General features: G+C 36.9%; 22 protein-coding genes. 15 read left to right on the top strand and 7 right to left on the bottom strand.

What is annotated here, in order from left to right; all coding sequences use genetic code 11:
• The first annotated feature begins 128 nt into the window (after positions 1 to 128).
• From CBW18_RS06480 to CBW18_RS06465, 4 genes are all read left to right on the top strand, one after another.
• Positions 129 to 2,345 (top strand): ATP-binding protein, encoded by a 2,217-nt coding sequence (locus CBW18_RS06480; RefSeq protein ID WP_088300500.1) that lies wholly within the window; start codon positions 129 to 131, stop codon positions 2,343 to 2,345.
• The gene (locus tag CBW18_RS06475; RefSeq protein WP_088300499.1) at positions 2,345 to 2,764 is read left to right on the top strand and encodes a response regulator; all 420 of its coding nucleotides are present in this window, start codon (positions 2,345 to 2,347) and stop codon (positions 2,762 to 2,764) included. Before CBW18_RS06480 ends, CBW18_RS06475 begins: the two co-directional genes overlap by 1 nt.
• A 91-nt stretch (positions 2,765 to 2,855) precedes the next feature.
• The gene (locus CBW18_RS06470) at positions 2,856 to 3,440 is read left to right on the top strand and encodes a biliverdin-producing heme oxygenase (RefSeq protein ID WP_088300498.1); all 585 of its coding nucleotides are present in this window, start codon (positions 2,856 to 2,858) and stop codon (positions 3,438 to 3,440) included.
• A 182-nt stretch (positions 3,441 to 3,622) separates the two neighbouring features.
• Positions 3,623 to 3,802 carry a hypothetical protein gene (locus CBW18_RS06465; RefSeq protein ID WP_029285984.1) on the top strand — a complete coding sequence of 60 codons (180 nt, stop codon included), beginning with the start codon at positions 3,623 to 3,625 and terminating at the stop codon, positions 3,800 to 3,802.
• Between the two features lie 589 nt (positions 3,803 to 4,391).
• Here the strand turns inward: CBW18_RS06465 and cas2 are convergent.
• The 4 genes from cas2 to cas9 form a co-directional block, all read right to left on the bottom strand.
• Complete coding sequence (cas2, locus tag CBW18_RS06460) at positions 4,392 to 4,697, bottom strand: CRISPR-associated endonuclease Cas2 (protein WP_253248979.1); 306 nt, start codon at positions 4,695 to 4,697, stop codon at positions 4,392 to 4,394.
• Between the two features lie 27 nt (positions 4,698 to 4,724).
• Positions 4,725 to 5,753, bottom strand: coding sequence for a type II CRISPR-associated endonuclease Cas1 (cas1, locus tag CBW18_RS06455; protein ID WP_088300496.1), 1,029 nt, complete (start codon positions 5,751 to 5,753; stop codon positions 4,725 to 4,727).
• Between the two features lies 1 nt (position 5,754).
• Positions 5,755 to 6,063: a hypothetical protein gene (locus tag CBW18_RS06450; RefSeq protein ID WP_088300495.1), complete on the bottom strand. Its 309-nt coding sequence runs from the start codon at positions 6,061 to 6,063 to the stop codon at positions 5,755 to 5,757.
• 226 nt (positions 6,064 to 6,289) lie between these two features.
• Positions 6,290 to 10,561 carry a type II CRISPR RNA-guided endonuclease Cas9 gene (gene cas9 / locus CBW18_RS06445; RefSeq protein ID WP_088300494.1) on the bottom strand — a complete coding sequence of 1,424 codons (4,272 nt, stop codon included), beginning with the start codon at positions 10,559 to 10,561 and terminating at the stop codon, positions 6,290 to 6,292.
• A gap of 327 nt (positions 10,562 to 10,888) precedes the next feature.
• On the opposite strand from cas9, the gene guaB reads away from it, so the two are divergent.
• From guaB to CBW18_RS06395, 10 genes are all read left to right on the top strand, one after another.
• The gene (gene guaB / locus CBW18_RS06440) at positions 10,889 to 12,358 is read left to right on the top strand and encodes an IMP dehydrogenase (protein ID WP_088301304.1); all 1,470 of its coding nucleotides are present in this window, start codon (positions 10,889 to 10,891) and stop codon (positions 12,356 to 12,358) included.
• A gap of 478 nt (positions 12,359 to 12,836) precedes the next feature.
• Positions 12,837 to 15,416 carry a TonB-dependent receptor gene (locus tag CBW18_RS06435; protein WP_088300493.1) on the top strand — a complete coding sequence of 860 codons (2,580 nt, stop codon included), beginning with the start codon at positions 12,837 to 12,839 and terminating at the stop codon, positions 15,414 to 15,416.
• Positions 15,417 to 15,642: 226 nt separating this feature from the next.
• Positions 15,643 to 16,236: a TIGR00730 family Rossman fold protein gene (locus tag CBW18_RS06430; RefSeq protein ID WP_088300492.1), complete on the top strand. Its 594-nt coding sequence runs from the start codon at positions 15,643 to 15,645 to the stop codon at positions 16,234 to 16,236.
• Between the two features lie 65 nt (positions 16,237 to 16,301).
• Complete coding sequence (locus tag CBW18_RS06425; protein ID WP_088300491.1) at positions 16,302 to 16,766, top strand: MaoC family dehydratase; 465 nt, start codon at positions 16,302 to 16,304, stop codon at positions 16,764 to 16,766.
• Between the two features lie 376 nt (positions 16,767 to 17,142).
• Positions 17,143 to 18,771 carry an acyl-CoA carboxylase subunit beta gene (locus CBW18_RS06420; protein ID WP_088300490.1) on the top strand — a complete coding sequence of 543 codons (1,629 nt, stop codon included), beginning with the start codon at positions 17,143 to 17,145 and terminating at the stop codon, positions 18,769 to 18,771.
• A gap of 55 nt (positions 18,772 to 18,826) precedes the next feature.
• Positions 18,827 to 19,216 carry a DUF3060 domain-containing protein gene (locus tag CBW18_RS06415; protein WP_088300489.1) on the top strand — a complete coding sequence of 130 codons (390 nt, stop codon included), beginning with the start codon at positions 18,827 to 18,829 and terminating at the stop codon, positions 19,214 to 19,216.
• 157 nt (positions 19,217 to 19,373) lie between these two features.
• Entirely contained in the window at positions 19,374 to 20,330 is a 957-nt protein-coding gene (gene trxB / locus CBW18_RS06410; RefSeq protein ID WP_088300488.1) for a thioredoxin-disulfide reductase, read from the top strand.
• A gap of 139 nt (positions 20,331 to 20,469) precedes the next feature.
• A complete protein-coding gene (locus CBW18_RS06405) occupies positions 20,470 to 22,380 on the top strand; it encodes a family 20 glycosylhydrolase (protein ID WP_088300487.1) in 1,911 nt (636 codons plus the stop codon).
• Between the two features lie 63 nt (positions 22,381 to 22,443).
• Positions 22,444 to 23,043 (top strand): hypothetical protein, encoded by a 600-nt coding sequence (locus CBW18_RS06400; RefSeq protein WP_088300486.1) that lies wholly within the window; start codon positions 22,444 to 22,446, stop codon positions 23,041 to 23,043.
• A gap of 127 nt (positions 23,044 to 23,170) precedes the next feature.
• Complete coding sequence (locus tag CBW18_RS06395) at positions 23,171 to 23,554, top strand: diacylglycerol kinase family protein (protein WP_088300485.1); 384 nt, start codon at positions 23,171 to 23,173, stop codon at positions 23,552 to 23,554.
• Here CBW18_RS06395 and CBW18_RS06390 read toward each other — a convergent pair.
• The 3 genes from CBW18_RS06390 to CBW18_RS06380 are packed head-to-tail and all read right to left on the bottom strand — an operon-like array spanning position 23,534 to position 25,218.
• Complete coding sequence (locus CBW18_RS06390) at positions 23,534 to 24,103, bottom strand: DUF922 domain-containing protein (RefSeq protein WP_088300484.1); 570 nt, start codon at positions 24,101 to 24,103, stop codon at positions 23,534 to 23,536. The genes CBW18_RS06395 and CBW18_RS06390 overlap by 21 nt on opposite strands.
• Before the next feature lie 34 nt (positions 24,104 to 24,137).
• On the bottom strand, positions 24,138 to 24,734 hold the full coding sequence (locus tag CBW18_RS06385) for a hypothetical protein (RefSeq protein WP_088300483.1): 597 nt from the start codon (positions 24,732 to 24,734) through the stop codon (positions 24,138 to 24,140).
• The gene (locus tag CBW18_RS06380; protein ID WP_088300482.1) at positions 24,721 to 25,218 is read right to left on the bottom strand and encodes an RNA polymerase sigma factor; all 498 of its coding nucleotides are present in this window, start codon (positions 25,216 to 25,218) and stop codon (positions 24,721 to 24,723) included. The genes CBW18_RS06385 and CBW18_RS06380 overlap by 14 nt, the downstream gene beginning before the upstream one ends.
• 157 nt (positions 25,219 to 25,375) lie before the next feature.
• On the opposite strand from CBW18_RS06380, the gene CBW18_RS06375 reads away from it, so the two are divergent.
• Positions 25,376 to 26,752 (top strand): dicarboxylate/amino acid:cation symporter, encoded by a 1,377-nt coding sequence (locus CBW18_RS06375; protein ID WP_088300481.1) that lies wholly within the window; start codon positions 25,376 to 25,378, stop codon positions 26,750 to 26,752.
• Positions 26,753 to 26,850 lie beyond the last annotated feature (98 nt).

Below are 26,850 nucleotides of genomic sequence, written 5' to 3'. Positions count from 1 at the left end.
AAATTTTAACAAATATAAAATAAAAAATAAATGTTAAGCTCAATCATTTAAATTGCACTACTGCTAAACCTATGCTTCATACTTATTAATTGAAAAATTCTAATATTTTTGTAGCATCTAAATTTAATATGAATCAATTTTCTGTAGATCTTACAAATTGCGATAAAGAGCCCATTCATATCCCTGGAAAAATTCAGGCACATGGTTTTTTAATTGCCGTACATAAAAACGATTTTCACATTACCTATGTAAGTGAGAATATTAATTATTTTTTGAGCAAACAGGCGAGTGGTCTTCTTGATCAGCCGCTTTCGGCACTGGACCATCTTTTAACGCAGCAGGAACCAGAATTCAACATAGAGGATTTACTTAAACTAGGTATAATCAGGAAAAATTTTGATGCCATTAATCCTCATCCGATAAATATTGATAAAAAGCCGTATTATATTACAATTTCCGAATCTGAAAATAACTGGTTGATAGAATTTGAACCTGTAACCTTACAATATGACATTCAAGGCATAATCGGACGTTCGGCATCTGCCATGTTGCAGGGCAGGAGTGTTTCCTCTTTATTAAAAGGTGCAGCGCTTGAAGTTAAAAAACTCATCAATTATGATCGTGTCATGATTTATAAGTTCTTAAATGATGGTCATGGAGAAGTAGTTGCAGAAGAAAAAAATGATGAGCTTGAACCTTTTTTCGGGCTTCATTATCCGGCATCCGATATTCCAAAACAGGCAAGGGAATTATATAAACTAAATTTAACCAGGTTAATAGCTGATGTTAATGAGCAGGATTCCGATATCTTAACTTATTTAACCGATCAGCCATTAGATTTAACAAAATCTAATTTAAGGGCAGTTTCACCGATTCATATCCAATATCTAAAAAATATGGGTGTGTATTCCAGTTTCAGTATTTCGCTGATCTCTCATGGTGAACTATGGGGATTAATTGCCTGCCATAATTATTCACCTAAATTTATTGATTATAAAGCAAGGGAAGGTGCGAAACTGATTGGTCAGATCTTGTCATCCGCATTGGAATATCGCCAGGACGAAGAAGATTCTGAAATGGTTGAACAGTTTAAAAGCACTGCAGCCATACTTTCTGAATACCTCAGCCAGGATAAGTATTTGATTGATGCCCTTACCGATCATCAAAGAAATATTTTATCTATTACCAATGCAACGGGTGCAGCTATAATTTTTGAAAAGAGACTAAAAACAATTGGGCAGGTTCCGGTTGATGAAGATATTTTAGAATTGGCAGAATGGTTGAAAACCAGCAACGATGAATCCATCTACTATACCCATCGTTTATCAGAAATACATTCGCCGGCAAAGAAATATAAAGACATTGCTTCAGGAATCTTGGCCTGTAATATCAGTAAAGATCTTGGCGAAATGATTATTTGGTTTAAGCCTGAACTCATAACAACCATAAACTGGGCTGGAAATCCAGATAAAGAAGTTGTATTGTCTGAAAATGGTTTACTTAATCTATCACCCAGAAAATCTTTTGAAGCCTGGTCGGAAGTGGTCAGCAATACCTCTGAAAAATGGATGGCAGAAGAAATTGCCTCCGTTTTAAGGATTCGTGAAATTATCATTACGGATGTAAATAAAAAGGCCAATGAAATCAGGTTATTGAATGAAAAATTGCAATCTGCTTATGAAGAGCTTGATACTTTCAGTTATACCATCTCTCATGACTTAAGAACACCATTAACTTCTATCAAAACATATGCAGAATTAATGCTGAAAAACAAAAGTCTTGATGATCATGCAATCAAGATGTTGAGCAGGATTTTAATTGGTGCTGATAAAATGAATTTCCTCATTAAGGAAATCTTAAATTTAGCAAGGGTAGGGCGTTCTGAAATTAATTTTGAAACCATTGATATGCCATCCTTGATACAAGAAATCAAATCTGAAGTATGGGCGGCTTTCAAAGCAGACAAATCCGAATTGATTTTAGGCCATTTGCCAAATATAAAGGGAGATAGGACCATGATTGCGCAAGTATTTACCAATCTGATGAGTAATGGGGTCAAATACTCTTTAATGGTAGAAAAACCTGTCATAGAGATTTCTGCGTATATTGAGGGAGGAGAAACGGTTTATGCCATTAAAGATAATGGTATAGGAATTGATAACAGGTATTACGACAGGGTTTTTGAACTGTTTAAGCGCATGGATAATGTTAAGGAAATTGAAGGGACTGGTGTTGGTTTAGCCATTGTTAAACGAGTGGTTGAGCGGCATCACGGCCGCGTTTGGTTTGAAAGCAAGCTGAATGCCGGGTCTACGTTTTACGTAGCTTTTAAAAATTTACAATAATGAGTACACCAGATATATTTTACGTTGAGGATGATGAAGATTATGCTTTTTTTATGCAGAGTGCCATCAAGGAGGTAGGAGATACATTGAATATTGCAATTGTTGAAGACGGCGCCAAAGCTTTGGCCAAACTGCAACAGTTTGCAGAAAGTAAAATCAAACCCAAATTAATTTTATTGGATTTAAACCTGCCGGGATTGTCCGGATTGGATTTGCTGAAATTTATACGCGATATTCCTTATTTAAAATCTATACCAGTAATTTTATTTTCTACTTCGGATAATCCGGATGATGTAAAAGCATCTATTGAATTTGGTGCCAATGCATATCTTACTAAGCCTGATGGCTATGATAACCTGGTGAAATGTGTACATTCGGTACACGATTTCTGGTTTAACAAGCACCTGAGAATGAATTAATTCAATATAATAAAATAAAAATAAAAGATTCGGATGGTTTATTCGAATCTTTTATTTTTATATCCATTTTAATTTAAAAATAACGAATAGAATGATTGCCGATATATTAAGAACAGAAACAGCAGAAAAACATAAAAAACTGGAATCGTTAATGTTTGTTCACGACATTATGAATCACACGCTAAGTGTAAATGATTATAAGAAACTCCTTACCATCAATTATATTATCCATCAAAGGCTGGAAAATAAGCTGGCCAACATGCTTGAAACCAATCTCGCGCAGGAATTGGATATGAATAGCCGATTAAAACTTAATGCACTGGAAAAAGATTTAGCATATTGGAATATTGACAGCTTAACCTTACCGGCTTTAGATTTTGACTTATTTATTCCTGACCAGAACAATGCAGCGATTTTGGGTGCATTATATGTTTTAGAAGGAGCTACATTAGGCGGAAACGTAATTAAGAAACATATCTTAGCTAATCCAAATTTTAAAGATAATGGGGATGGTTTGCATTATTACGGTGTTTATGGGGCAGAATTAGGTGCTAAATGGAAAAAATTTGTAAGTATAATAAATGAAAAGGTTGAGGAAGCTGATTATGAAGTTTGTGTAAATAGCGCTAATCAAACTTTTGATAATCTGATCAGGCTTTCGAAACAAATAAATTAAGTGAACATATTTTCTCACATTATTAAATAAAATACTTGTATAATACGCCAGGGGCATTTTTAGATTGTGAATATGTGTAAAACTTATTTTAAATTAAAATATGCTTTCTCTTGTTAATTCAAGGTAAATATGTATTATTGGAAAAAAATAAATTTTTTAAACCTTAAAAACATCAATTAGCGATGGAAAAATTCTCAAAAGTTAAAGCTGCTGTTGCTGCTATCGAAGCAGATGTGGAAAAATTTTATAATGCTGGCAATGCAGCTGCTGGTACTCGTGTACGTAAAGCGATGCAAGATCTTAAAGTATTAGCACAAGAAATCCGTGCAGAAGTAACTGAAAAGAAAAACTCTGAAAAATAATATTTCGTGAGTATGAAACAAAAAGGGTCTTGGTTAATGCTGAGACCCTTTTTGCTTGAAGCTATAATTCTAACTGTTGGTTTAAAAAAACACTCAAATTTTTATAGATATGCATGAATTTGCAAACTTAATTCTTTGAAGCACTTATTTTTTGCAAACAACAAACATGTTCGTTATATGTTCTGACCATTGGTCGTAATTTGCTTGAATGCTGCCGAACTGCTGATATTTACAATAACTGCAATACCGTGCTTTCCGGTTGGTCCTTGGTAGCGATTTGCTTTCATTCTTTGAACTACTGATATTTACAACAACGATCTGCTGGTGCGGATATTAAAGTAACTTGTTGTGATTTGCTTTCATTCTTTGAACTACTGATATTTACAACAACTCGCCACCGTGCGGACAATTGGTTTTTCCAGTTGTGATTTGCTTTCATTCTTTGAACTACTGATATTTACAACAACATACATGGTTTCAAATAACTATCCGTCAGTAGGTTAGTTCAAAAATTAGAATTAAAAAAATCCTGGTGCAATTGCGCCAGGATTTTTATTCTAAGTATTTATTAAATTGTAATGTGCTTTTTTTAGAATAGTTCGAGCTGTTGAGGTGTATCGGGGAGCTCCTTTTCTTTCCGACCGTAAAATAATTCCATCATTCCAAATTGTTTATCGGTAACGGTCATGATGCCAATGTGGCCCTTTTCCGGTAATAATTTTTTAACTCGTTTAATATGAACATCTGCATTTTCTCTGCTGCTGCAGTGCCTCAGGTAGATGGAAAATTGAAACATTGCAAACCCATCACGCATAATGTCTTTACGAAACCTGCTTGCAACACTTCGTTCCTTTTTGGTTTCAGTAGGAAGATCAAAAAATACTAATACCCACAAAATTCGATATTCATTTAAACGCATGCATTAAAAAGGTAATTTGTCTTCGCTAGTATTTTGACCGGTAGCTTCCAAATTTTCACTATTCATGATGGAAAGCTCATTAGAAAAATTATAATTATATGGCCGCCTGGTATCGAAGTTTTTCATCATTGGATAGATGATTTTTCGAGTCGTTCCTTCATAACATCTCGCCAGAGAAGAAGTTGTGCTCTGTAATCCAACCATCAGCGGACTTTTGCTTTTCTGAAATTGTACATCAGCGGTAGCAATCCCCAAAAGCTGCATTTTAATAGAAGTTCCCAATTCTAAAAAGTTTTCGCCTCTATCTATAATTCCTAAAACGATCTCATCAACATAAGGCCTATAAGGTTCCATAATATCATCCGCCAGACAATAGGCGTTGTATTTATTCCGGTGGTGTATGCCCAGAGTAGGGAGCAGGCCCGAACAAACCAATCCACGGGCAACAATAGCTCTTAAAATTGCATAGCCATAATTAAGTAGATTATTAGGTGGATCGCCCTCCCGGCCACGAAAGAAGTCTAACTTTTTAGGAAATACATTTTTCCAGTAATAGGCTGCGGCCCGGCCTTCATAATTATCAGGGTCTCCAGAACGAACTGATTTGGCCAAATGCACCATATTGTCGCAGGCAATGCCTCGATTGAAAAGTACAGCTGCCTGATTTAGAATTTTAGCTTGAACGGTTTGTTGCCACAGTTGTTTTTTAAGCGGTTGCGAAGCGTCAATCTGATAGCGGAACCGTTCACTTTGGGTGTTATGACCGTCTATAGGCAGCATCATCCCGGTAGGATGACGACTTTGATTACAGGTGATGATGGCCGCATTATTTTCCAATAAAGCCGCAATGCATCCGTGGGTAATGGTTATTTGCTGATTGTCTAAAATGATAATGCCAATGTCTTCTATCGGAATAGATTTTTTTGATTCCTGCTCTCCAAGCGATTTTAAGTGTGGTAAATCGATAGCTAGCTGATTTTTTTGCAGACTTAAATAGGCCGGATTGCTAAAATGAAGTGTCCTTTTGATCATCTTATAATTCTTTTATCAGTGTTAATGCTTTGCTGACACTAAATGTGCCATCTACCTGATTATTTTCGAAAACCATGAAATAGTTAAACCTTTCTCCGGCCAGCTCAGCCCATTTATTTCCTAATCTACATTTAGATTGACTGTCAGAATTATCCCTGTCATCGCCTTTAGTTTCTAATAAAATGATTTGTCCGGATTGTGTATATAAAATATAGTCAGGATAGTGATTTGATTTGTATAAAACATTGAAAGGTACATCATGATGATGGTTGATGACCTTTTCTTTTCCAATCCAGTGTAGTGAGGGCATGAGCGTTGGGGTTTAATGTTTTAAATTAAACACCCAGAAAAAGGTGGCCCTTTGCTTAAACATACGACAGATGGTACCGCGAAGAACCGAGCGTATTAAAAAGCATAGGAAACACCTCTTTCCAGGTGCAACCATTCTGATTAAATCTTCCCTCGTCGAAATTCGCGGTTTTTTTGTGGAAGAAGTTTTAGGAGTGGCTTGTTATTTGTTTAGCAATATTTTCTGATTAATATTCTCCTATTTTTACAATTTCACCGATATGGTTTATACGAACCTTAATAATTTTACCAATTCCTCCTAAACCTTCTCTTCTCCAGGTTGTCCCTTTTAATTTTGAGTTATCTTCAACATTAGTTTCAAGATGGTGTCTGAAAAAATAATCTTTTGTGGCAATTTTCTGTACTCTAAATAAGTTAAGGCTAATTTCCTTATTGTTTTTAGGGTCTAATAAATCAATACTTTTAGGATCGAAACCAGTTTGTTCATTAGGGAAAATAAAGTATTCATTTTGTTTCATGGTAAATAAAAATTGCCATCCTAAACCTTGGTTATAATCTTTAGATATAACTGGTTCTCTATCGTTTACTAATTGAATGGCATCAAAAAGCGAAACTACTCTTTCCTGTAAATTGCCCTTTTCGTCTTTGTAAATTGCTACATGATGATTATTACCAGTACTTACAAAGTCAACAGGTATTCGTTTGTTATTCTCATCTAAAATCTCATTACCTAAATGATCTTTTTTATAATGTAAAGCTTCTGCATTGTTAACGCCACTAATCTTAACCTTTTTAATTGAAATACCCTTTTCCTTATTCAGCCAAATTGGATTTTTATCTAAATCAGAAAAAGCATCTTTCGTGTTATTATTGTATTCTTCTAATCTTTGTTTTAAAATGCGCTTTATATCCTCATCTAAAATCTTCTCAATAATTTTAGTATCCTTGAAATTATCAGGAGTGATGTCTTTTCTTATTGAGTAATCATCTTTTAACCAGATTAGCTTTACCGTTTCGGGTAAGATTTCCGTTTTATTATTGTCTAAATAAATAGGGTTTTTGACTAATGTATTTTTTCCAGTAAAAGCCTTTTTAGGATCGTTACTATGTTCTGCTAAACGTTGTGATAAAAGCTTTTTATAAGTTGGATTCGACACTTTATTAATTGTGTCCTGATCAAATTTAATGCTTACTTTCTCTTCTTTGCTAACATAGTATTGATACTTCCCATAAACCGTTTCTTTATGTAATTGCCCTCTTGGAGTAAGTTCAATTTTTGTTTTTTCGCCTTTGGCAGATTTAGTTTTGTTCTTGTTTTTGGTGACTACCTTATTTTTTGCTTTGAACGAAACCAATACATTTTCTAAATGCCTTTTGGCTTCTTCTCTGAAATTTTGTAATGGCAAATTAAATACACGCTTTTTGTTTCCCTCATCATCGTATCTCCAAGTAGTTTCTTTGCCTTCAATACCAATAATGGCGTTATGTTCTTTGTGATTTTCATTTTTTCTGGCATTTAAAAAGTTGAGGTATTGAATATGGCTTTGTTTCGTAAAAGCAATGGTTAAGGCATCCATGGCATGGTGCCGATGGTCGTTTCGTTTACTCCAATCGATAATACGTTCTTTAAAACTGCCATCTTTTTTCTCTACCTGTTCAGTTAAACCTAATTTCTTAAACTTATCGAAATTGAGTTCTTGCATAATATTGATTAAATCCCAGTCTGATCGAAGTTTATCAGTTATACTTCCGGTTGTGGGTGTAACAACTCTACAGATTTCATAAAGCATGTTTCTTGCTTTCTTTGCAATGTACTGGCTATCTCTTAAATCACGTTCAACAAAGCCATCACCAATTTCAGCTTCCATTTTTAATAATTTCTGATATTTAGCTTTTGAAATTCCCTCTTCTTTATTTTTTTTACCTTGCTCAAAAAGAAATTCTATCCTCTGCTCAAAATCAGCTAGTTTATCTTTTCCAAATTTGCTATCTACATAATCATAAGCAGTTTTATTTCCTTTATCTAAATTATTTTTTCTAAAAATTACCGTTTTATTAGAAAAGCTATCATCAAATACTTTGGATTGAGGAATAATGTGATCAATATCTATTTGTTTACTAAATAAGATTTCTCTTGCGATATAGGTATTTGTATATAAATCCTTGTATCCATTGTTTTTTAATTCTTCGTAAAGCTTGTATCTAATTATATCATTTCTGGTTGGATTTTTTACGCCGAATTCTGTTTGCAATAGTTTGAAAATCTTTTCATGAGCAATTTTTGCCGAATTGATATTTGTGGTCATTTCTGCCCGCTCTTTTGCATTTTTCTTTAAATCTCTAGCCAGCTCAATTCTTATTTCATCAAATTTGAAGTGTTTAATAATTTTGCCATCTGCATCTTTTTCACTGTTCGTTTCAATTAAAGTATTTACTACATTAACTACCTGATTAAGGATTTTCTCAACAACAGGATTACGTAAGCTATTTTTCTTTAGTAAATCTAACTTGTCTTTTAATGGTCGATTGGCAATTTCTTCTTTAGTTAATGATGAGGCAGAATGTTTATAGCCAGCCTGAAAGCAAGCCTTATCATATTGTAATTCTCTTATATATGGATAGATTTTTCGTATCGCTTTAGCACTTAAGTTCCCATAATCATCAGATAAACTTACGTTAGCTAAAATTTTAGCATGCTCTTTTTTAAAACAGAACTTTTTTACGAGTAAATCGTGCAATTTATCATTACCACTTGCAGAATTATCTCCCTCATAAGCATATAGTAAGTGCCACAACTGATAAGATGGCTGTTGTTCAAAATCCTTACCATCTAACTCTGCATCGAATTCTAAAACATTTTGGTCGATTTCTAAAACTTCAAAAATACGCTTAATCATATCTTTGATTTCTGCCACGGGTGTGCTTAATTCGGTAATATTAATTTCATCTTTGTCAGATAGTTTTAATAAATCTTCATTATAACCTTCTGTTTCCAATATTTTAAGATATGCATCATAAAAAGCTTTATTGGTTCGATTGCCTTCAATCTCACTATAATTGATCTCCCATTCTTTGGTATCCCGGCCCAGTAATTCGATAATCTTATTGGCTTTTAAATTTCCTTTGATGTTTAATTCGTTGAACAAAGCTTGTTTATCTTCTAAGCTTAAGCTGAAAATTTCTTCTTGATTGGCATCTTTAAGTACACGCTTTTTGCTGCCTTTTTTTCTGATGAGCACATTGTTAAGTACCTGCCAAATCTTAAATTCCTGAAATAGGGGAGAAGATTTCGGCGCAACTTTTAAACCAATAGTTTTTTTAACTTTTTGTCCATTTCTATCAATCTCAATCTCTTTATTTTCAAATTCGCAAAAACTAACCAGACCTTTCTGTGATTTTAATTTTCGTTGATAAAAAATAATAATATCCCGAATTTCTTTTTTTAATTCTTCCGTTAACTCGGGATGAAACTTTGATTGCGTTTCCCAAATGGTTTCAAACTCATCAAAATAATCCTGGCGATAGAACACTTGATTTTTTAATCTTGCATGTGGATTATCCTGAATTTGTTTATACAAGTACTGACCAACAGTCTGTTTATTAAAATATAATTCTTTACTTCTGTCGCTAATTGCACCAAGATAACCACTAGAATTATTTAAATTATTGTTGATCTCCGTAATTACATAGGCAACTTCTTCTTTATCTAATTGTTGACTGATCGCGTTATTTCGCCATTCGTAAGCTTTTAATTTTTTTTCTTCTCTACTGCCTTTTATATCTGAAGTATTGAAATTGTATGTTTTCCAAAAAATAGCAGATGTTGCTCGTTGCCCTTTTCCAATCAATTCTTTTTTAAATTGATCTGTTAAAATTTCAGGATGAAATTGTTTCTGAAATTCCCACACTTTATCAAGTTCTGCCTGTAAATCAGATCGATAAAAGTCTGGTAATTGTTTCTTTCCTTCTATTAGTAATTGATAGGAGAGTTGACCAGGAGTTAAATTTTCATCATATAATTTTTTAGCATTTAACATTCCATCAATCGCCTGGCCCTCATCTTCATTATTAGCCTTACGACTACTTTTGTAACCTCTCTTTTTATTTATGGCTAATAGAATCCTTGCAAACTCATCTTTTTCTACTTTCTCAACAGCAGATTTTGCCCTTAGTGCAAAAGTAGAATGAGTAGTATTTTTTCCATCTTCTGCCAGGATGGTATCATTAGTAATGATATTTGCTTTGGCTAATGCATAAATTAAATTAGAACGCCTGAGTTGGTAACGGTCTAGTGTTCTCCTTGCTCCTCGTTTTAATGTTCTGTCTGCATTAATAGTAATAGGCTTGCCCTTTTCAAAGTTGGTTTGCTCATCTGTAATTAGTGGATTTACTCGAACACCAATTTTTTCAATAGAAGAATTTGATAAATCATCACTTTCTTTTACATATGCAAAACCAATAGATGTTGTTCCTAAATCAAGTCCTAATATTTTCTTCATGAGCGATTATTTTAAATATCTTAACAATATCTGGTTTAATTTTTTCAATCCCAACAAACCAACATCGTTAATATCATAATCAAACTTAAATTCATTTAATTCTAATTCATTACGGTTTCCCGTATATGGTATATTAAAATTAATTATATCTTTGACTTGAAAGCAAATCACAATAAGGATTATTCCGTTGTGAAAACATTTAGCGCCTCGCCTATCTGCGGGGCTTTTTTATTTCCTTTTTACATTTCCAAAACACAATCTAGTTTTAGAAATCAACTTATTTATCTTATCTTTGCCTGGCAAATAATAAATCGTAATTTATTTGCTATGCAACTCGACTCCACAAAATTTATTGCAACAGGTTTAACTTATGACGACGTACTTCTGGTACCCGCATATTCTGAAATTCTTCCCCGCGATGTAAATACAGCCACTTTCTTAACTAAAAAAATTAAGCTTAACGTCCCATTGATTTCTGCTGCAATGGATACGGTAACAGAAGCTGAACTAGCCATTGCCATTGCGCAAAATGGTGGTATCGGGATGTTGCACAAAAACATGACGATCGACAGACAAGCCGAAGAAGTTCGTAAGGTTAAACGTTCAGAAAGCGGAATGATTCAGGATCCGGTTACTTTGTTAGAAACCGCGGTAGTTGCCGATGCTTTCAAAATTATGAAAGAACACAAAATTGGTGGCATTCCGGTAGTGAGTAGCGATAATAAATTGGTTGGCATTATCACCAACCGTGATTTGCGGTTCCAGAAAAATATGGCGAGGCCAATTGCTGAAGTCATGACAAAAGAAAATCTGATCACTGCCCCGGAAGGAACAAACCTGGTACAGGCAGAAGAAATTCTTCAAAATTATAAAATCGAGAAATTGCCAGTTGTTTCTAAAGATGGTTATTTAAGTGGTTTAATCACTTTCAAAGATATTTCAAAAGTAAAAAATTACCCTGCTGCCTGTAAAGATGAACGTGGTCGCTTACGTGTTGGTGCCGCGGTTGGCGTAACTGCCGATACCCTTCAGCGAGTTGATGCTTTGGTTAGTGCGGGTGTTGATGTCATTACTATTGATACCGCTCACGGGCATTCGAAAGGTGTTGTTGATAAATTAAAAGAAGTAAAAGCAAAATATCCTGATTTGCAGGTAATTGTTGGTAATATTGCTACCGGTGCAGCAGCTAAGTTTTTAGCAGATGCTGGTGCTGATGCCGTTAAAGTGGGTATTGGTCCGGGCTCAATTTGTACCACCAGAATTATTGCTGGTGTAGGTGTGCCACAATTATATGCCGTTTACGAATGTGCTAAGGCATTAAAAGGAACAGGTGTTCCGGTAATTGCCGATGGTGGTATTAAACACACTGGCGATATCGCAAAAGCAATTGCTTCTGGTGCAGATACGGTAATGGCTGGTTCGTTATTCGCCGGAGTAGAAGAGTCTCCAGGTGAAACCATTATCTACGAAGGACGTAAATTTAAATCTTACCGTGGAATGGGTTCTATTGAGGCCATGGAGCAAGGTTCTAAAGACCGTTATTTCCAGGATGTGGAAGATGATATTAAGAAATTAGTTCCGGAAGGAATTGTTGGTCGTGTTCCTTTTAAAGGTACTTTGGCAGAGGTGATGTATCAGTACATCGGCGGACTTCGCGCAAGCATGGGCTACTGCGGTGCAGCTACGATTGAGGCATTACAGGAAGCACAATTTGTTCAGATTACAGCAGCCGGGATGCGTGAAAGTCATCCACACGACATCACCATTACCAAAGAAGCACCTAATTATACGAGATAAGCTGAAAGCCAAAAGCGTTAAAGCTTTCCATTCAATTGCATATTCAGCGGCATTGGGAAATCTTCTAAACGAACAATATTACTACGTGGGGCATCCTAAAAGATAGCCCCACTTTTTTATACTTTTTTCTCCCATCAATAAGTCAAATCTGCATAGAATTCATCACGTACTGAAATGATGAGTTATCTAAATCTGCGGCCATTACATGCAAATTAATTCATTATCTAGCTACAAAATTGTTTACGTTACTACATGTTTATGAAACATAGCTTTTTCTGCAGCAAAACGTCAAATCACAATTTTTGCAGCATAAAATTTGAAGAATGCTTTTTTTTAATATATTTGTCTACTAAATCTATAGATTTAATATAAAATGTATAATGAATTGCGCTAATTATTATTGTTGTTTAAACACTCTTGGAAATTTTTCCCACGGCACGGCAATTAAAAATATAAACCAAACACCACTAAATTAATCATGAAGAAAAGTTTACTTATTTTATTTACCATCATCATTTCCACAAGTACAATATTCGCTCAAAATACGGTAAAGGGTATTGTCAAAGGCGCCAATAATATGACCATTCCTGGAGCTACCATTACCATCAGGGGGACCAAAACTGCCACCCTAACCGATGCAAACGGTGCCTTTACTATTGATGCCAGGCAACAACCGCCATTTTATCTCAGAATCAGTTATGTGGGCTACAAACCGCAGGATTTTCAGATTTTAAATTTCCAGGAAACACCTATTGAACTGATTTTGGTAGAAGATACTCAGCTAGACGAGATTGTGGTAACTTCCAGAAGACGATCTGAGGTTCTGCAGGATGTACCTATCCCCATTACGGTGATTGGCGGTCAGGCTGCAGAAAACGCCGGCGCTTTTAACGTAAACCGTTTAAAGGAACTGGTGCCATCTGTACAGCTATATGCTTCAAACGCCCGAAATACGACGTTAAATATCAGAGGCTTGGGTTCTACCTTTGGTTTAACCAATGATGGGATTGACCCAGGAGTGGGTTTTTATGTTGATGGCGTTTATCATGCCCGTCCAGCTGCCACGTCGACAGATTTTCTTGATATTGAACAAATAGAAGTTATCCGCGGACCTCAGGGGACGCTTTTTGGCAAAAACACTACTGCGGGTGCCTTCAATATCACCACAACAAAACCAATGCAAACACCTACCGCTAAAGTGGAAATGAGTGTAGGTAACTATAATTTCATACAAGCTAAAACATCAGTTTCCGGAGGTGTGGCAAAAAATCTCGCTGCAAAAATCTCCATCTCCGGTACACAGCGAGATGGTACCATTTACAATACGAGAGAGGAGCGAAGATACAGCGGGCAGAATAACCTTGGTTTTAAAGGACAATTGTATTTCACACCGTCAGATAAATTGAAAATTTTGTTGAGTGGTGATGTCAGTATTCAGCATCCTGCAGGTTATCCGCTAGTAATTGCCGGGGTAAGCCCCACTGAAAGAAGTGCATATCGCCAATATGCCAGGATCGTATCAGACCTGGGTTATCAGCAACCTAAAATTGATCCTTTTTCCAGAGAAATTAATACCAATACGCCTTGGCGACACAATCAATCTATAGGAGGAATATCTTTAAACGTTGATTATAAAATAGGAAATGGAACATTAACATCAACAACAGCCTGGAGATTCTGGAACTGGGATCCAACCAATGACAGAGATTTCTCTGAACTTTCAGCGTTAACAAAATCGCAGGGAAATTCGCGACACGATCAGTATTCTCAAGAAATCAGGTATGCAGGTAACATCACAGAAAAGCTGAGTGGTGTTATTGGAGTTTTCGCGTTAAGTCAAAATCTTCAGGGTTTAGGGCAGACGGAAGAAGTGGGTAAAGATCAGTGGAGGTTTGTACAAACAGGTAACACAGGTGCTCAGGCACTATACTCGACACCAGGTTTGTTGGATGGTTATGGAATCAGAACCAATTCAACCATTAAATCATTAAGCACCGCCGTTTTTGGTCAGGTAGATTGGGAAGTGATTGATCATTTACATGTGCTCCCAGGGTTAAGGTTTACCTATGATAAAAAAGACGTTGACTATGACAGAAATACTTACGGTGGTTTACAAACTACTGATGCTGCACTGCTGGCGCTGAAAGCAGCTGTTTACAGCAACCAGCAATTTAATACCAGTACGGAAAATAATAATTTATCAGGTAACATCACAGTATCCTACAGACCAAACCCTAAATTAAATGTATATGGAACCTTTTCTACTGCTTACAAACCAGTTGGCGTAAATGTAGGTGGTTTGCCAACCACACCTAACGGACAAGCCGATTTATCATTAGCGGTAGTAAAACCTGAATATGTGGAGCACTATGAACTTGGCGTTAAAACGAAACCTTTCAAAGGCGCAATCCTGAATGTAACCGCTTTCAATACCGATATTAAAGATTATCAAACCAATGTGCAATCGCCGCAATTGGGTGTAAACAGGGGGTACCTGGCCAATGCGGAGAAAGTGAACGTTAAAGGTTTGGAGATTGATGGAACCTATCAGCTGGAACGTTTCTTAACATTAAATGCGGCATTGGCTTATCTTGACGGAAAATATGTAACGTTTACCAATGCACCGCTTCCGCTGGAAGAAACCGGTCATACCGAATTAGTGAATGGCGTGGCTACTCAAGTAGCTTTTAAAGATGCATCTGGTGGAAGGTTGCCCGGGATCTCAAAATGGAATGTTTCTGGTGGTGCAGAGTTTAGCACACCCGGAAATTTGGCTACTAAAGCAGGTCGCTATTTTATTGCCGGTGACGCCAGCTACCGTTCTACTTATTCTTCTAATCCAACACCATCAAGCGTACTAAATGTACAGGGCTATTCACTTTTGAATGCGAGACTTGGCTTTAAATCGGATAAGTTTTCGGTTTTTGTTTGGAGCAGAAACTTAGCCAATAAAAACTATTACGAGCAGTTACAGGCTGCAGCAGGTAATTCAGGTTTATACGCCGGGGTATTAGGTGATCCAAGAACATACGGTGCTACTTTCCGATACAGTTTTTAATTTTCTCTTTTTGCACTTGCTAGAAGCGCCAATTTTTTGGCGCTTTTTTATTGATTTCACTTCAGGTATGTGCTAATTAAATTTATAAGATAAAACTAAATTTTCTATAATTACTGTTGCTACAATTGACATGCGTAGGCTTAAATATACCTGCAACAGTTTTTTGCAGAATAAAAATTTACAGAGCGCCCGGAAAATATTAACTTCGGTAAATTTTTAGAATCAAATGAATAAGCTTAAAGCAGTTTGCGTATACTGTGGTTCAAACTTTAATGGTGATGCACAGTTACGTAATGCCATTAAACAGTTAGCAGAGATATTAGTTAAAGAAGAAATCAGACTCGTTTATGGCGGAGGAAGTGTAGGTGTGATGGGGCTTTTAGCCAATGATGTATTGGATTTAGGTGGGCTGGTTACAGGGGTAATTCCTCAGTTTCTGATGGATAAAGAAGTAGGACATAAAGGCGTTACCGAAATGATCCTGACTGAAAACATGCATCAGCGGAAGCAGAAAATGGCCGACTTAAGTGATGGTTTTATGATTTTACCTGGCGGTTTTGGTACCCTCGAAGAATTTTTTGAAGTACTTACCTGGCTGCAGTTAGGCTTACACAATAAACCTATCGGGGTATTGAATGTCAATGGATTTTATGATCCACTGTTTGCTCAGATGGAAATAATGGTCCAACGTAAATTTTTAAAACCTGCAAATCGTGATTTGGTTTTCAATGAATCGGATGCCACCGTATTAATTGAAAAAATGGATCATTTTTCGGCTGTTCCGGATGAAGTTTGGTTTAAAGAAAAAGACCTCATATAAGATGGTTTTATTTTAAGGTTTAAAATGTTATCAATTAAAATTTAGTAATAAAATAATTCATAAAAATGCAAATTATTACATCTCACGCAGAATTTGAACAACATTTGGGTAAAGAACTTGGTGTTTCTTCGTGGCATACGATCACTCAGGAACAGATCAACAAGTTTGCAGACGCCACGCTTGATTTTCAATGGATTCATACCGATGAAGATAAAGCCAAAAATGAGGGGCCTTTCGGCTCTACTATTGCTCATGGCTACCTGACACTTTCACTTATTCCATATTTATGGAAAGAGATTGTAGATATTCAGAATCTGAAAATGGAGATCAATTATGGTATCGAAAGTTTAAGATTTGCACAACCTGTACTCGTAAATGCAAAAATCAGGCTTAAAGCTAAACTGGCTTCTATTGTCAACTTAAGAGGAGTAACAAAGGTACACATGGCGATTGAAATGGAAATTGAAGGTCAGAAAAAACCTGCTTTTACAGGTGAAGTGGTTTTCTTGTATCACTTTATTGCGGAATAGAATAGTAAGTTGATTTAAAATCTAAAATTCAGATCGTTTTTCGCTAAGGTGGGTGTGTAAATTTTTAACCACCGAGTTTACCGAAGAGCACAGAGATTCTAACCTTTATCTCTGTGTTTACTTGGAGCTTTTTTCGCTGTTTCATCAGTGGTTATTTTTATTTCTAATCGCAATTAAGACATTAGGTTTTACCACAAAGAAGGCTGAGATTTATAGATCACATAAAGTAGATGCAAGAATCTAATGCGCTGTGTTAACACCAACTTGGTGTTCCTTGTATCTTCCTCTCTGCTTTCTTAGCGATTAAAATCGGGTATAGACCAGAAACCAATTTGGTCGCTATGTTTAATTCCAAAATAAGATTTAAATTGCCTCCATGGATATCGAATTCAACAAGAACGAAGATGTAAACAAACAGTTGGTTTACGAACTGAAAACCAGACTCAAAAAAATCTATCAGGGTGGCGGTGAAAAAAATGCTGCCAAACAAAAAGAGAAAGGGAAGTTATTGGCTCGTGAACGAATTGCCTATCTCATTGATAAAGATTCAGAATTTCTGGAAGTTGGTGCCTTTACTGCCGACGGCATGTATGCAGAACAAGGTGGCTGTCCATCTGCTGGTGTAGTTTGTGGAATTGGTTATGTGAAAGGTAGACAATGCATGATTGTGGCCAATGATGCAACCGTAAAAGCTGGTGCCTGGTTCCCATTAACCGCCAAGAAAAATCTTCGGGCGCAGGAAATCGCGATGGAAAATCGACTTCCAGTAATCTATTTAGTGGATAGTGCTGGCGTTTATTTGCCCATGCAGGATGAGATTTTTCCGGATAAAGAACACTTTGGAAGGATGTTTCGCAACAATGCGATGATGTCTGCAGATGGAATTGTACAAATTTCGGCCATTATGGGGGCTTGTGTAGCTGGAGGGGCCTACCTTCCCATCATGAGTGATGAAGCCATGATTGTTGATCAAACAGGTTCGGTGTTTTTAGCCGGTTCTTATCTGGTAAAATCAGCAATAGGAGAGGACGTTGATAATGAAACCTTAGGTGGAGCCACCACACATTGCGAAATTTCCGGTGTTACCGATTATAAGCATCCAAATGACCAGGCTTGTTTGGATAGCATCAGGAACATCATGAGTATGTTAGGCGCACCACAAAATGCGGGTTTCGATCGCATTCAGCCTGCAAAACCTAAAGAAAATGAAGCAGAACTTTATGGAATTATTCCGGAAAACCGGGATAAGCAATACGAAATAATGGACATCATCAACCGCTTGGTTGATCATTCGGAATTTGAAGAATATAAAAAAGGATACGGGCAAAGCATTGTTTGTGGTTTAGCTCGCATTGATGGATGGGCTGTCGGAATCGTTGCTAACCAACGGAAGGTAGTGAAATCTAAAAAAGGAGAGATGCAATTTGGCGGTGTGATTTATTCTGATAGTGCAGATAAAGCGACCCGATTTATTATGAACTGCAATCAAAAAAAGATTCCGCTAGTATTTTTACAGGATGTTACTGGATTTATGGTAGGAAGTCGCTCAGAACATGGTGGCATTATTAAAGATGGTGCTAAAATGGTGAATGCAGTAGCCAATTCCGTCGTACCTAAATTTACCATTGTGATTGGCAATTCTTACGGTGCTGGTAATTATGCCATGTGTGGAAAAGCTTACGATCCACGACTAATCTATGCCTGGCCAACTGCTAAAATTGCAGTGATGGGTGGTTCACAGGCGGCAAAAACGCTGTTGCAGATACAACAGGCATCTTTAAAGGCAAAAGGTGAGGTAATCACACCAGAAAAAGAAACTGAATTGCTGAAAGAAATTACAGATAAATACGATAGCCAGACTACGCCTTATTATGCTGCTGCCAGACTTTGGGTTGATGGAATTATCGATCCACTGGAAACCAGGAAGGTAATTTCCATGGGGATTGAAGCGGCGAATCAATCACCAATTACCAGGAAATTTACTGTTGGGGTTATACAAACTTGAGCTAGAGCATCAGTGGTATAATCTTTGTTGATTGGGAAAGCTAAAATGACTAAATATGAAAAACTTTAAAAAAACGATTGTAGGCTTAGCTCTTGCCCTTTTATTCACCACGCCGCTGTTGACCAAAGCCCAAAAAGTAAGCACAGGAACACAGGAGACAGGCGAAACCATCAACGTTACAGGTAGTAGTCTTAACAAGAATATAGAAGCTACAGGAAAGGAAAATATCAATATCGTGGGCAGTAGCATTAATGTGGTAATTACCGGAAACTGTAATAGCATTAAGGTAACCGGGGCAGGTATAAAGGTTAAAGCGCAGGGCGTCAAAGTAATCCATGTACAGGGAGCTGATTCTGGTGTTACCTATACGTCAAGCCCAAATAAAAATGGTAAGGCCATTTCAAGAGTTTCCGGAGCGGCAAGTTATGTCACTAAAATAAAATAAAAATTAAACAGGTTTAGTGTAATGGTTTGTCTTTGATTTAATCTACCTGATTATTGCAATGTTAATAAGTAAACTATGTTGACAATGTATATTTGTTAACAAATGTTTAAAGCATTAAATTTGTTCCTCAGTTTAAGAATTTCAAAAACACACTATAATGTCACAAGAAAACGAGCACGTTCAGTGTTTAATCATTGGTTCTGGTCCTGCAGGATATACAGCAGCAATATACGCCGCCAGAGCTGATTTAAAGCCTATAATGTACACTGGCATGCAAGCTGGTGGTCAGTTAACCCAAACTACAGATGTAGAAAATTTCCCTGGATACCCACAAGGCATCATGGGGCCGGAAATGATGGAAGATTTCCGTAAACAAGCAGAACGTTTTGGTACAGATATCCGTTTCGGTTTTATCAGTTCTGTAGATTTTTCTTCAACGCCGCACAAGGTAGTGGTTGATGAAATTAAAACCATGACGGCTGATACTGTTATTATCGCAACAGGTGCCACAGCAAAATGGCTGGGCCTACCAAGCGAACAACAGTATAATGGCTTTGGCGTATCCGCTTGCGCAGTTTGTGATGGTTTCTTTTTTAAGGGGCAGGACGTAGCCATTGTTGGTGCCGGTGATACTGCTGCAGAAGAAGCCACCTATCTGGCTAAACTTTGTAAAACGGTTCACTTATTGGTTCGCCGGGATGAATTCAGGGCCTCAAAAGCCATGGTAGCCCGTGTATTGGCCACACCAAATATTATAGTACATTATAATACCGAAACACAGGAAATTCTGGGTAACGGTAAAAATGTGACCGCAGTTAAGGTGGTTAATAACCAATCTAATGAAGTTTCAGAAATTGCTGTAGAAGGTTTCTTCGTAGCTATAGGTCATAAACCAAATACTGATATTTTTCAAGGTCAGCTGGATATGGATGAAACCGGTTATTTGTTAACCAAGCCAGGTTCAACTTTGACTAATATTGAAGGGGTTTTTGCTTGTGGAGATGTGCAGGATATGTATTACAGGCAAGCCGTTACTGCTGCAGGATCTGGTTGTATGGCTGCTTTGGATGCAGAAAGATACCTGGCCGCTAAGGAACACCCTGTTGAAGCCTAAAATTATTTAGCAATATTTATGCAGAGAAGCCCTTTCAGGTTTCTCTTTTTTTTTGCGTAACAAAAAAGTGTGATGGAGATTCTTTAGGTAATTTCTATATTAGATAAATTTAATATAAACCTTAAAATTAAACCTGAATATGAACAAAGCATTACACGTTTTTATTGGTGTATTAATGAGCATAAGTGTATTTGCACAAAGTGATCCAAACCTGGGCATCATTCCGGCACCGGTGTCCATTACCAGGGCCAATGGAAATTTCATCCTGGACAAAACAACAGTATTGGTCAACCAGAGCATTGATGGCCCCAGGATGAATGATTTATTAAATGCCTTTATTGTTAACAAAGCAGGTTTTGCTTTAAGAGAAAGTAAAATTATTCAGCCCAATCAAAAAAGTATTCTGTTAACTTCTGTTGGAGCAGATCAGTTACCAAATGAAGGATACACCATTAAAGTTAATTCTAATCAGATTGTTATCACAGGCAGAGGTGCAGGTTTATTTTATGCTGTTCAATCTGTGATGCAAATGATGCCTGAAAAAACCGGTGATAAAATTACGATTCCGGCAGTTACCATTAATGATTATCCACGTTTTAGCTATCGTGGAACGATGCTGGACGTTTGTCGTCATTTCTTTCCGATTTCTTTCATCAAAAAATATATTGATCAGCTTGCTTATTATAAAATCAATACTTTCCACTGGCATTTAACGGATGACCAGGGCTGGAGGATAGAGATTAAAAAATATCCAAAATTAACATCCGTGGGTTCAGTAAGAAATGGATCTATTATTGGTCGTTATCCCGGAACGGGAAATTATCTTACAGAAGTAAAAGGTTTTTATACGCAGGATGAAGCAAAGGAACTTGTGAAGTATGCAGCTGAACGTTATATCACCATTATTCCTGAAATTGAATTGCCCGGACATGCATCAGCAGCAATTGCCGCTTACCCTGCTTTAAGCTGTTTTCCAGACCGTGATACTTTTGTAAGTGATAAAACTGCCTGGGCCGGATCAAGAAAAGGCAAACAGGTACAGCAAACCTGGGGCGTTTTTGACGATATTTTTGTGCCATCAGAAAATACATTTAAAATGCTGAATGACGTTCTGGACGAAGTAATTGCCATTTTTCCATCTAAATACATTCACATCGGCGGCGATGAAGCACCCAAAACCTATTGGAAAGAATCTCCATTTTGCAAGGCCTTAATGAAAGAGAAGGGCTTAAAGGATGAGCATGAACTGCAGAGTTATTTCATTCAGACTATTGAGAAACATGTGAATGAAAAAGGTCGATCCATTATTGGATGGGATGAAATTCTGGAAGGTGGCCTCGCGCCAAATGCAACGGTAATGAGCTGGAGAGGCGAGGCTGGTGGAATTGCAGCTGCACAACAAAACCACGATGTAATTATGACGCCGGGTTCTATGGGATTATATATCGATCATCAGCAATCCGAATCGCCTGATGAACCTGTAACCATCGGTGGTTTGGCACCTTACCAAAAAATTTACGCTTATGATCCTGTTCCAAAAGTGCTGACTGCTGATCAAAAAAAATACATAAAAGGTGTTCAGGCAAATATGTGGACCGAATACATCAAAACCACTAATAAAATAGAAAATCACGCTTTCCCACGTTTGATGGCGCTTGCTGAAATTGCATGGAGCCCGGTTGAGCGTAAAGATTTAAAAAACTTCTCTGAAGACCGTTTGCCCGTTCACCTGGCCCGCCTGGATAAAATGGGTGTTAACTTCTGGGTGCCTACACCAATTGGTCAGCGTGACAAAGCCTTAAATGGCGACGATTTTATGATCGATCTGAAAGTGCCTGTTCAGGGTGGTAAAATTTATTACTCTTTGGATTCATCGCGGCCATCAGAAAATGCATTTTTGTATAGCGTTCCATTTAAAGTAGTGGTACCAAAAGGAGAGAAAAGAGTATTGAAAACCATCGTGATTGCACCAAGTGGAAAAAGAAGTGTCACCACGGAAACACTTTTAAATAATGGCGCGCCTGAAATAAAGACAGAAGCGAAGAAATAAAATATAGCTTGTAATAAAATGCTAAATTTATTATTTTGGAAGGGTTAAATATAACCTGATAAAATGAAACCATATCGATATACGTTACAGCATCTCTTGCTCACTGCAGGGATGCTGTTTTGTTTTGCCTGTACGGATGAACAGTCCGTTACTGCTAAAATTGAGCCTGTAAAAGTGGAAAAAAGTCCTTTCAGATTCTATAAAGACATCGAAGTAAAGCCAGGTTTGAATTTCGAAGTATTAAGCTGGGGTAAAGGCATAGATTCAGTTGGTGGCTACCAGATTCTAATGTCGGATTCAGTTCGAAATAATTACAAATCTCAATCTGTTGAAAGAAATGGCATTTTAAACGATGCCTGGAATATGGATCTTGATAATGATGGCAGCCCGGAGATTTATGTGCAACTGCAGCGGAAAAAGAATATGCTGGATTTAAATGTGTTTGAGTATGCTGGTGGTGGTTTTAATAAAATCAGTTTCCCATCGCTGACTTCAAACCAGAAAAAGGGATATTCCGGGAATGATAAGTTTTTCATAAAGAATGGAGATCTATTCAGGTCATTTCCTGTTAAAGATGCAGCGGATTCAACGAAAATTGCGACGAAAACCTATCAATATAAATTGAGTGGCAATAGCTTCTCTGCGAATGAAGTGAAAAAATAGTACCAGAAAATATGATAACTTTATTGGCTGAAAGAGCCATCCTGCACTGATGGGTGATGGAATAAGGTAATTGAAAATACAATAAAAATTATTCCTGGACTTCTCCGAGCTAATCGATAAATATGAAATGAACGAAAATCAGAAATTCTCCATTATTGATCGGGCTAAAAGTTTTAAATATGCGTTCAATGGATTGAAATTATTCTTTATAAACGAGCACAATGGCAGGATTCATTTATTTGCAGCCATTGTGGCCATTGCATTATCTTTCTGTTTAAGGCTATCTGCTTATGAATGGATTGCTGTTCTGCTGGTTATCGCTATGGTTATCATTGCTGAAATCATTAATTCAGCAATAGAAAAGCTGGCAGATGTCGTTTCTCCCGAATATCATCCTAAAATTAAAACTGTAAAAGATTTGGCTGCTGCAGGCGTATTGGTTGCAGCTTTTGTGGCCGTTGCGGTCGGATTGATTATTTTTTTACCAAAATTATTTGCCTGCATCGGCTAAAGTGGCCGCTCTTGATTCTTCCATTTTATCTTGAATAATCTGATCCCAGCGGGCCTGCATTTTGTGGTTGCTACCATGCTCGGTTTCATCATCGTAATTGCGCTGCATGGTGTCAAAGTAAGTACTTACTTCATTTGCCAATTGTGAAATTTGTGCCTTATAATTATTTACAGAATAAGTTCTGTTCTTTAAAACCCTTTCAGCTTCAGAAAGCAAAATATATTGAATGTTTACATGGCCCTGCTCATGGTGAAGCAAATCAGCATTGACCTGCGGATTTCTGATTCTATCCCATTTTACCCAAGAACGATCTTTGTCAATCCTGACTTCGTTTTTCAGCTTAATAGTAACGCGGTTTCTGTAAACAACAGATTCATAACTGTATTCCCAGGTCATTGCAGTTAATGCAAAAAAAGGAGAATTCATATCGGCTTGGCCCTTGAAATGCGTTTCCCAGTTAATCTGAACAGGTTCAGTAAAATCTGTTTTAAACCCAAAGTTAAAGGGGAGCACAAGCAAAAAAAGAATAGGTATAATCAGTTTTTTCATTCTGCTTTTATTATGAAAAAACCGTGCCTAAATTTTATGGTGTAGCTATCTGCTGGCTAATCCGTTCAAATTTTTCAATCAATAAGGATATTCTTTCTTTTTCCCGCTCCATCACTGCCTTACGCAGAATGGTTGAGCAAAACAAAATCCATATAAAAGTGAAGCCAATTGCACCTACTTTTTGAATCATATTCAGGTAACTCAGTATCTCAATAAAATAGAAGATAATACCTGTAGAAAGTGCTATTGTATAGAACCAATATAATGAATTGTAAAGTTTAAAACGGTTTAACTGGTAAGTTTTTAAATTATTCAGATACTCCTGCGGATGAGCCGTAAAATCTGCTTTAGCAATCAGCCTGTAATCCCTGTACAGAATTAGTGTATAAACTCCGATGGTAATAATAGTGATACTGATTCCTAAATGGGTTGTCCAGGAATCAAAGTGGAAGAATAACCATAAAGCTGCAATGGCAATACATGAAACTGCCATACCTATAATATTGAGCGCAGATTTGAACTTCAAACCATTTACCTCCTTTTTAGCCTGTTGCAGCATTTCATCAGCAGAAAACTTAACTTCTACCTCGTGCTTTTGCCACAACTCCTGTATTTGATCAAACGCTTGCATATTGGTTGTATAGTTCTGTTAATTTTTGTTTAATACGGTGAATTTTAACCCTTAAATTGCCTTCGCTAATGCCTGATATATCGGCAATTTCATGATAGGGTAGCTCGTCAAGTACCATGGTGATGATGAGACGATCGTTTTCTTCGAGTTTAGAAATACATTTATATAAAAGGGCAACCTGCTCATTTTTTTCAGAAAACTCTTCGATTTTATTTTCAATAATATTTTCCGTTAACTCATCCTTAGCCTGTCTTTTTTCTGATCTTAAGTAGGTCAGGCAGGTATTTACCGCAATTCTGTAAATCCAGGTTGAGATTAAAGACTTGTTTCTGAACTTATCTAAATTCTGCCATACTTTTAAGAATGTTTCCTGCAACAGATCATTTGCGGCATCGGTATCACCGGTATAACCATAACATAAATGGAATATCTTTTTGGAATTGGCATCAAAGATTTCTTTAAATAATTTGTCTTTTTGTTCCATTTAAGGGCGTGTAACGGTATTTAGATATAATTTAGATATTAATGTTACAGCGAAGATAAAATTAAAGTATTTAGGATTGCAGTAGAAAATCAAATTTGTTACACCACGTAATTATCGTAGTTTTACCAAATTAACAGGGCTACAAACTTTTTTATTCATGAAGAAAAACAAACTCACGCTTTTTATTTTCATTGCGCTGATTGCCGGTATTGCCTTAGGCTACATTTTAAACGTTAATTCAATTGATGTTTACAATCAGAATATATTGAATGCTGATGCGAAAGTTAAAAACATTGAAGTCAGTATTGCCAAAACTACTGATACTACATCTGCTGTTTATAGTCAGCTCAAGGCCCAAAGGAAATTGAATGCAGGTATCAAAAGAGAGAATGAGGATATCAGGGAAAAGAAACTGGAGTATTTCACGCTGTTAAGTGATATTTTTCTCCGGTTGATTAAAATGATTGTAGCACCACTCGTATTTACCACATTGGTAGTAGGGGTTGCAAAAGTTGGCGATATAAAGGCTGTGGGCCGTATTGGCGGGAAAACATTAGGTTGGTTTATGGCAATGTCTTTAATGTCGCTCGTGCTCGGTTTAATTTTGGTGAACTTATTTGAGCCGGGAAAACACATGCAGTTAACCCTGCCGGATCAATTGGTAAACACCGGAATCCAGAAGGCTTCTATGAGTGTAAAGGATTTCATTGCGCATGTGTTTCCTAAAAGTATTGCCGAATCCATGGCCACCAATGAGATTTTACAAATCGTGGTATTCTCCTTATTCTTTGGGGTAGCTACTGCTGCTATTGGTGATTTAGGTCAGGTGGTGATTAAAGCTTTTGATGCCATTGCACATGTGATCCTGAAAATGACGGGCTATGTGATGAACTTTGCACCATTAGCGGTTTTCGGTGCCATGACGGCTATTGTAGCCAAGCAGGGCTTAAATGTGTTAAATACTTATGCCATATTTATTGGTGAATTTTACCTCGGTTTAGCCATTTTATGGGTTTTCTTGATCTTTATAGGATTCTTAATCTTAAAAAAGCCGGTGTTCCGTTTAGTGAACGACATGAAGGAGCCTGCAATTCTAGCTTTCAGTACGGCAAGCAGTGAAGCGGCTTATCCGAAAACGATGATGCTTTTGGAACGTTTCGGCTGTAAGGATAAAATTGTAAGTTTTGTACTTCCCCTGGGCTACTCCTTCAACCTGGATGGCTCGATGATGTACATGACATTTGCTTCATTATTTATTGCACAAGCTTATGGGATTCACCTGGGTTTCGAACAACAAATTTCCATGTTACTTATTCTGATGCTCACCAGTAAAGGAATCGCAGGTGTACCTCGTGCATCGCTGGTCGTTATCGCAGGTACCATTGCCAGTTTTAATATTCCAGAGGCTGGTTTGGCCTTGTTAATCGGGATTGATCCTTTGCTGGATATGGGGCGTTCTGCCACTAATGTGGTGGGTAACTCCATTGCAACTGCAGTAGTAAGTAAATGGGAAGGGGAGTTGAAGGAGTCCTGAGTCTGGAGTCCTGAGTCAAGCATCTGTATTTCTATAGCTTATTAGGCCATTAAATGATTTTGGGATGAGAAGATTTTTCAGGAAAAATGCAAACTTTG

This window comes from Pedobacter sp. AJM, assembly GCF_002197755.1.
Taxonomy (GTDB): Bacteria; Bacteroidota; Bacteroidia; order Sphingobacteriales; family Sphingobacteriaceae; genus Pedobacter.
This window is presented reverse-complemented; position numbering and strand designations above follow the sequence as displayed.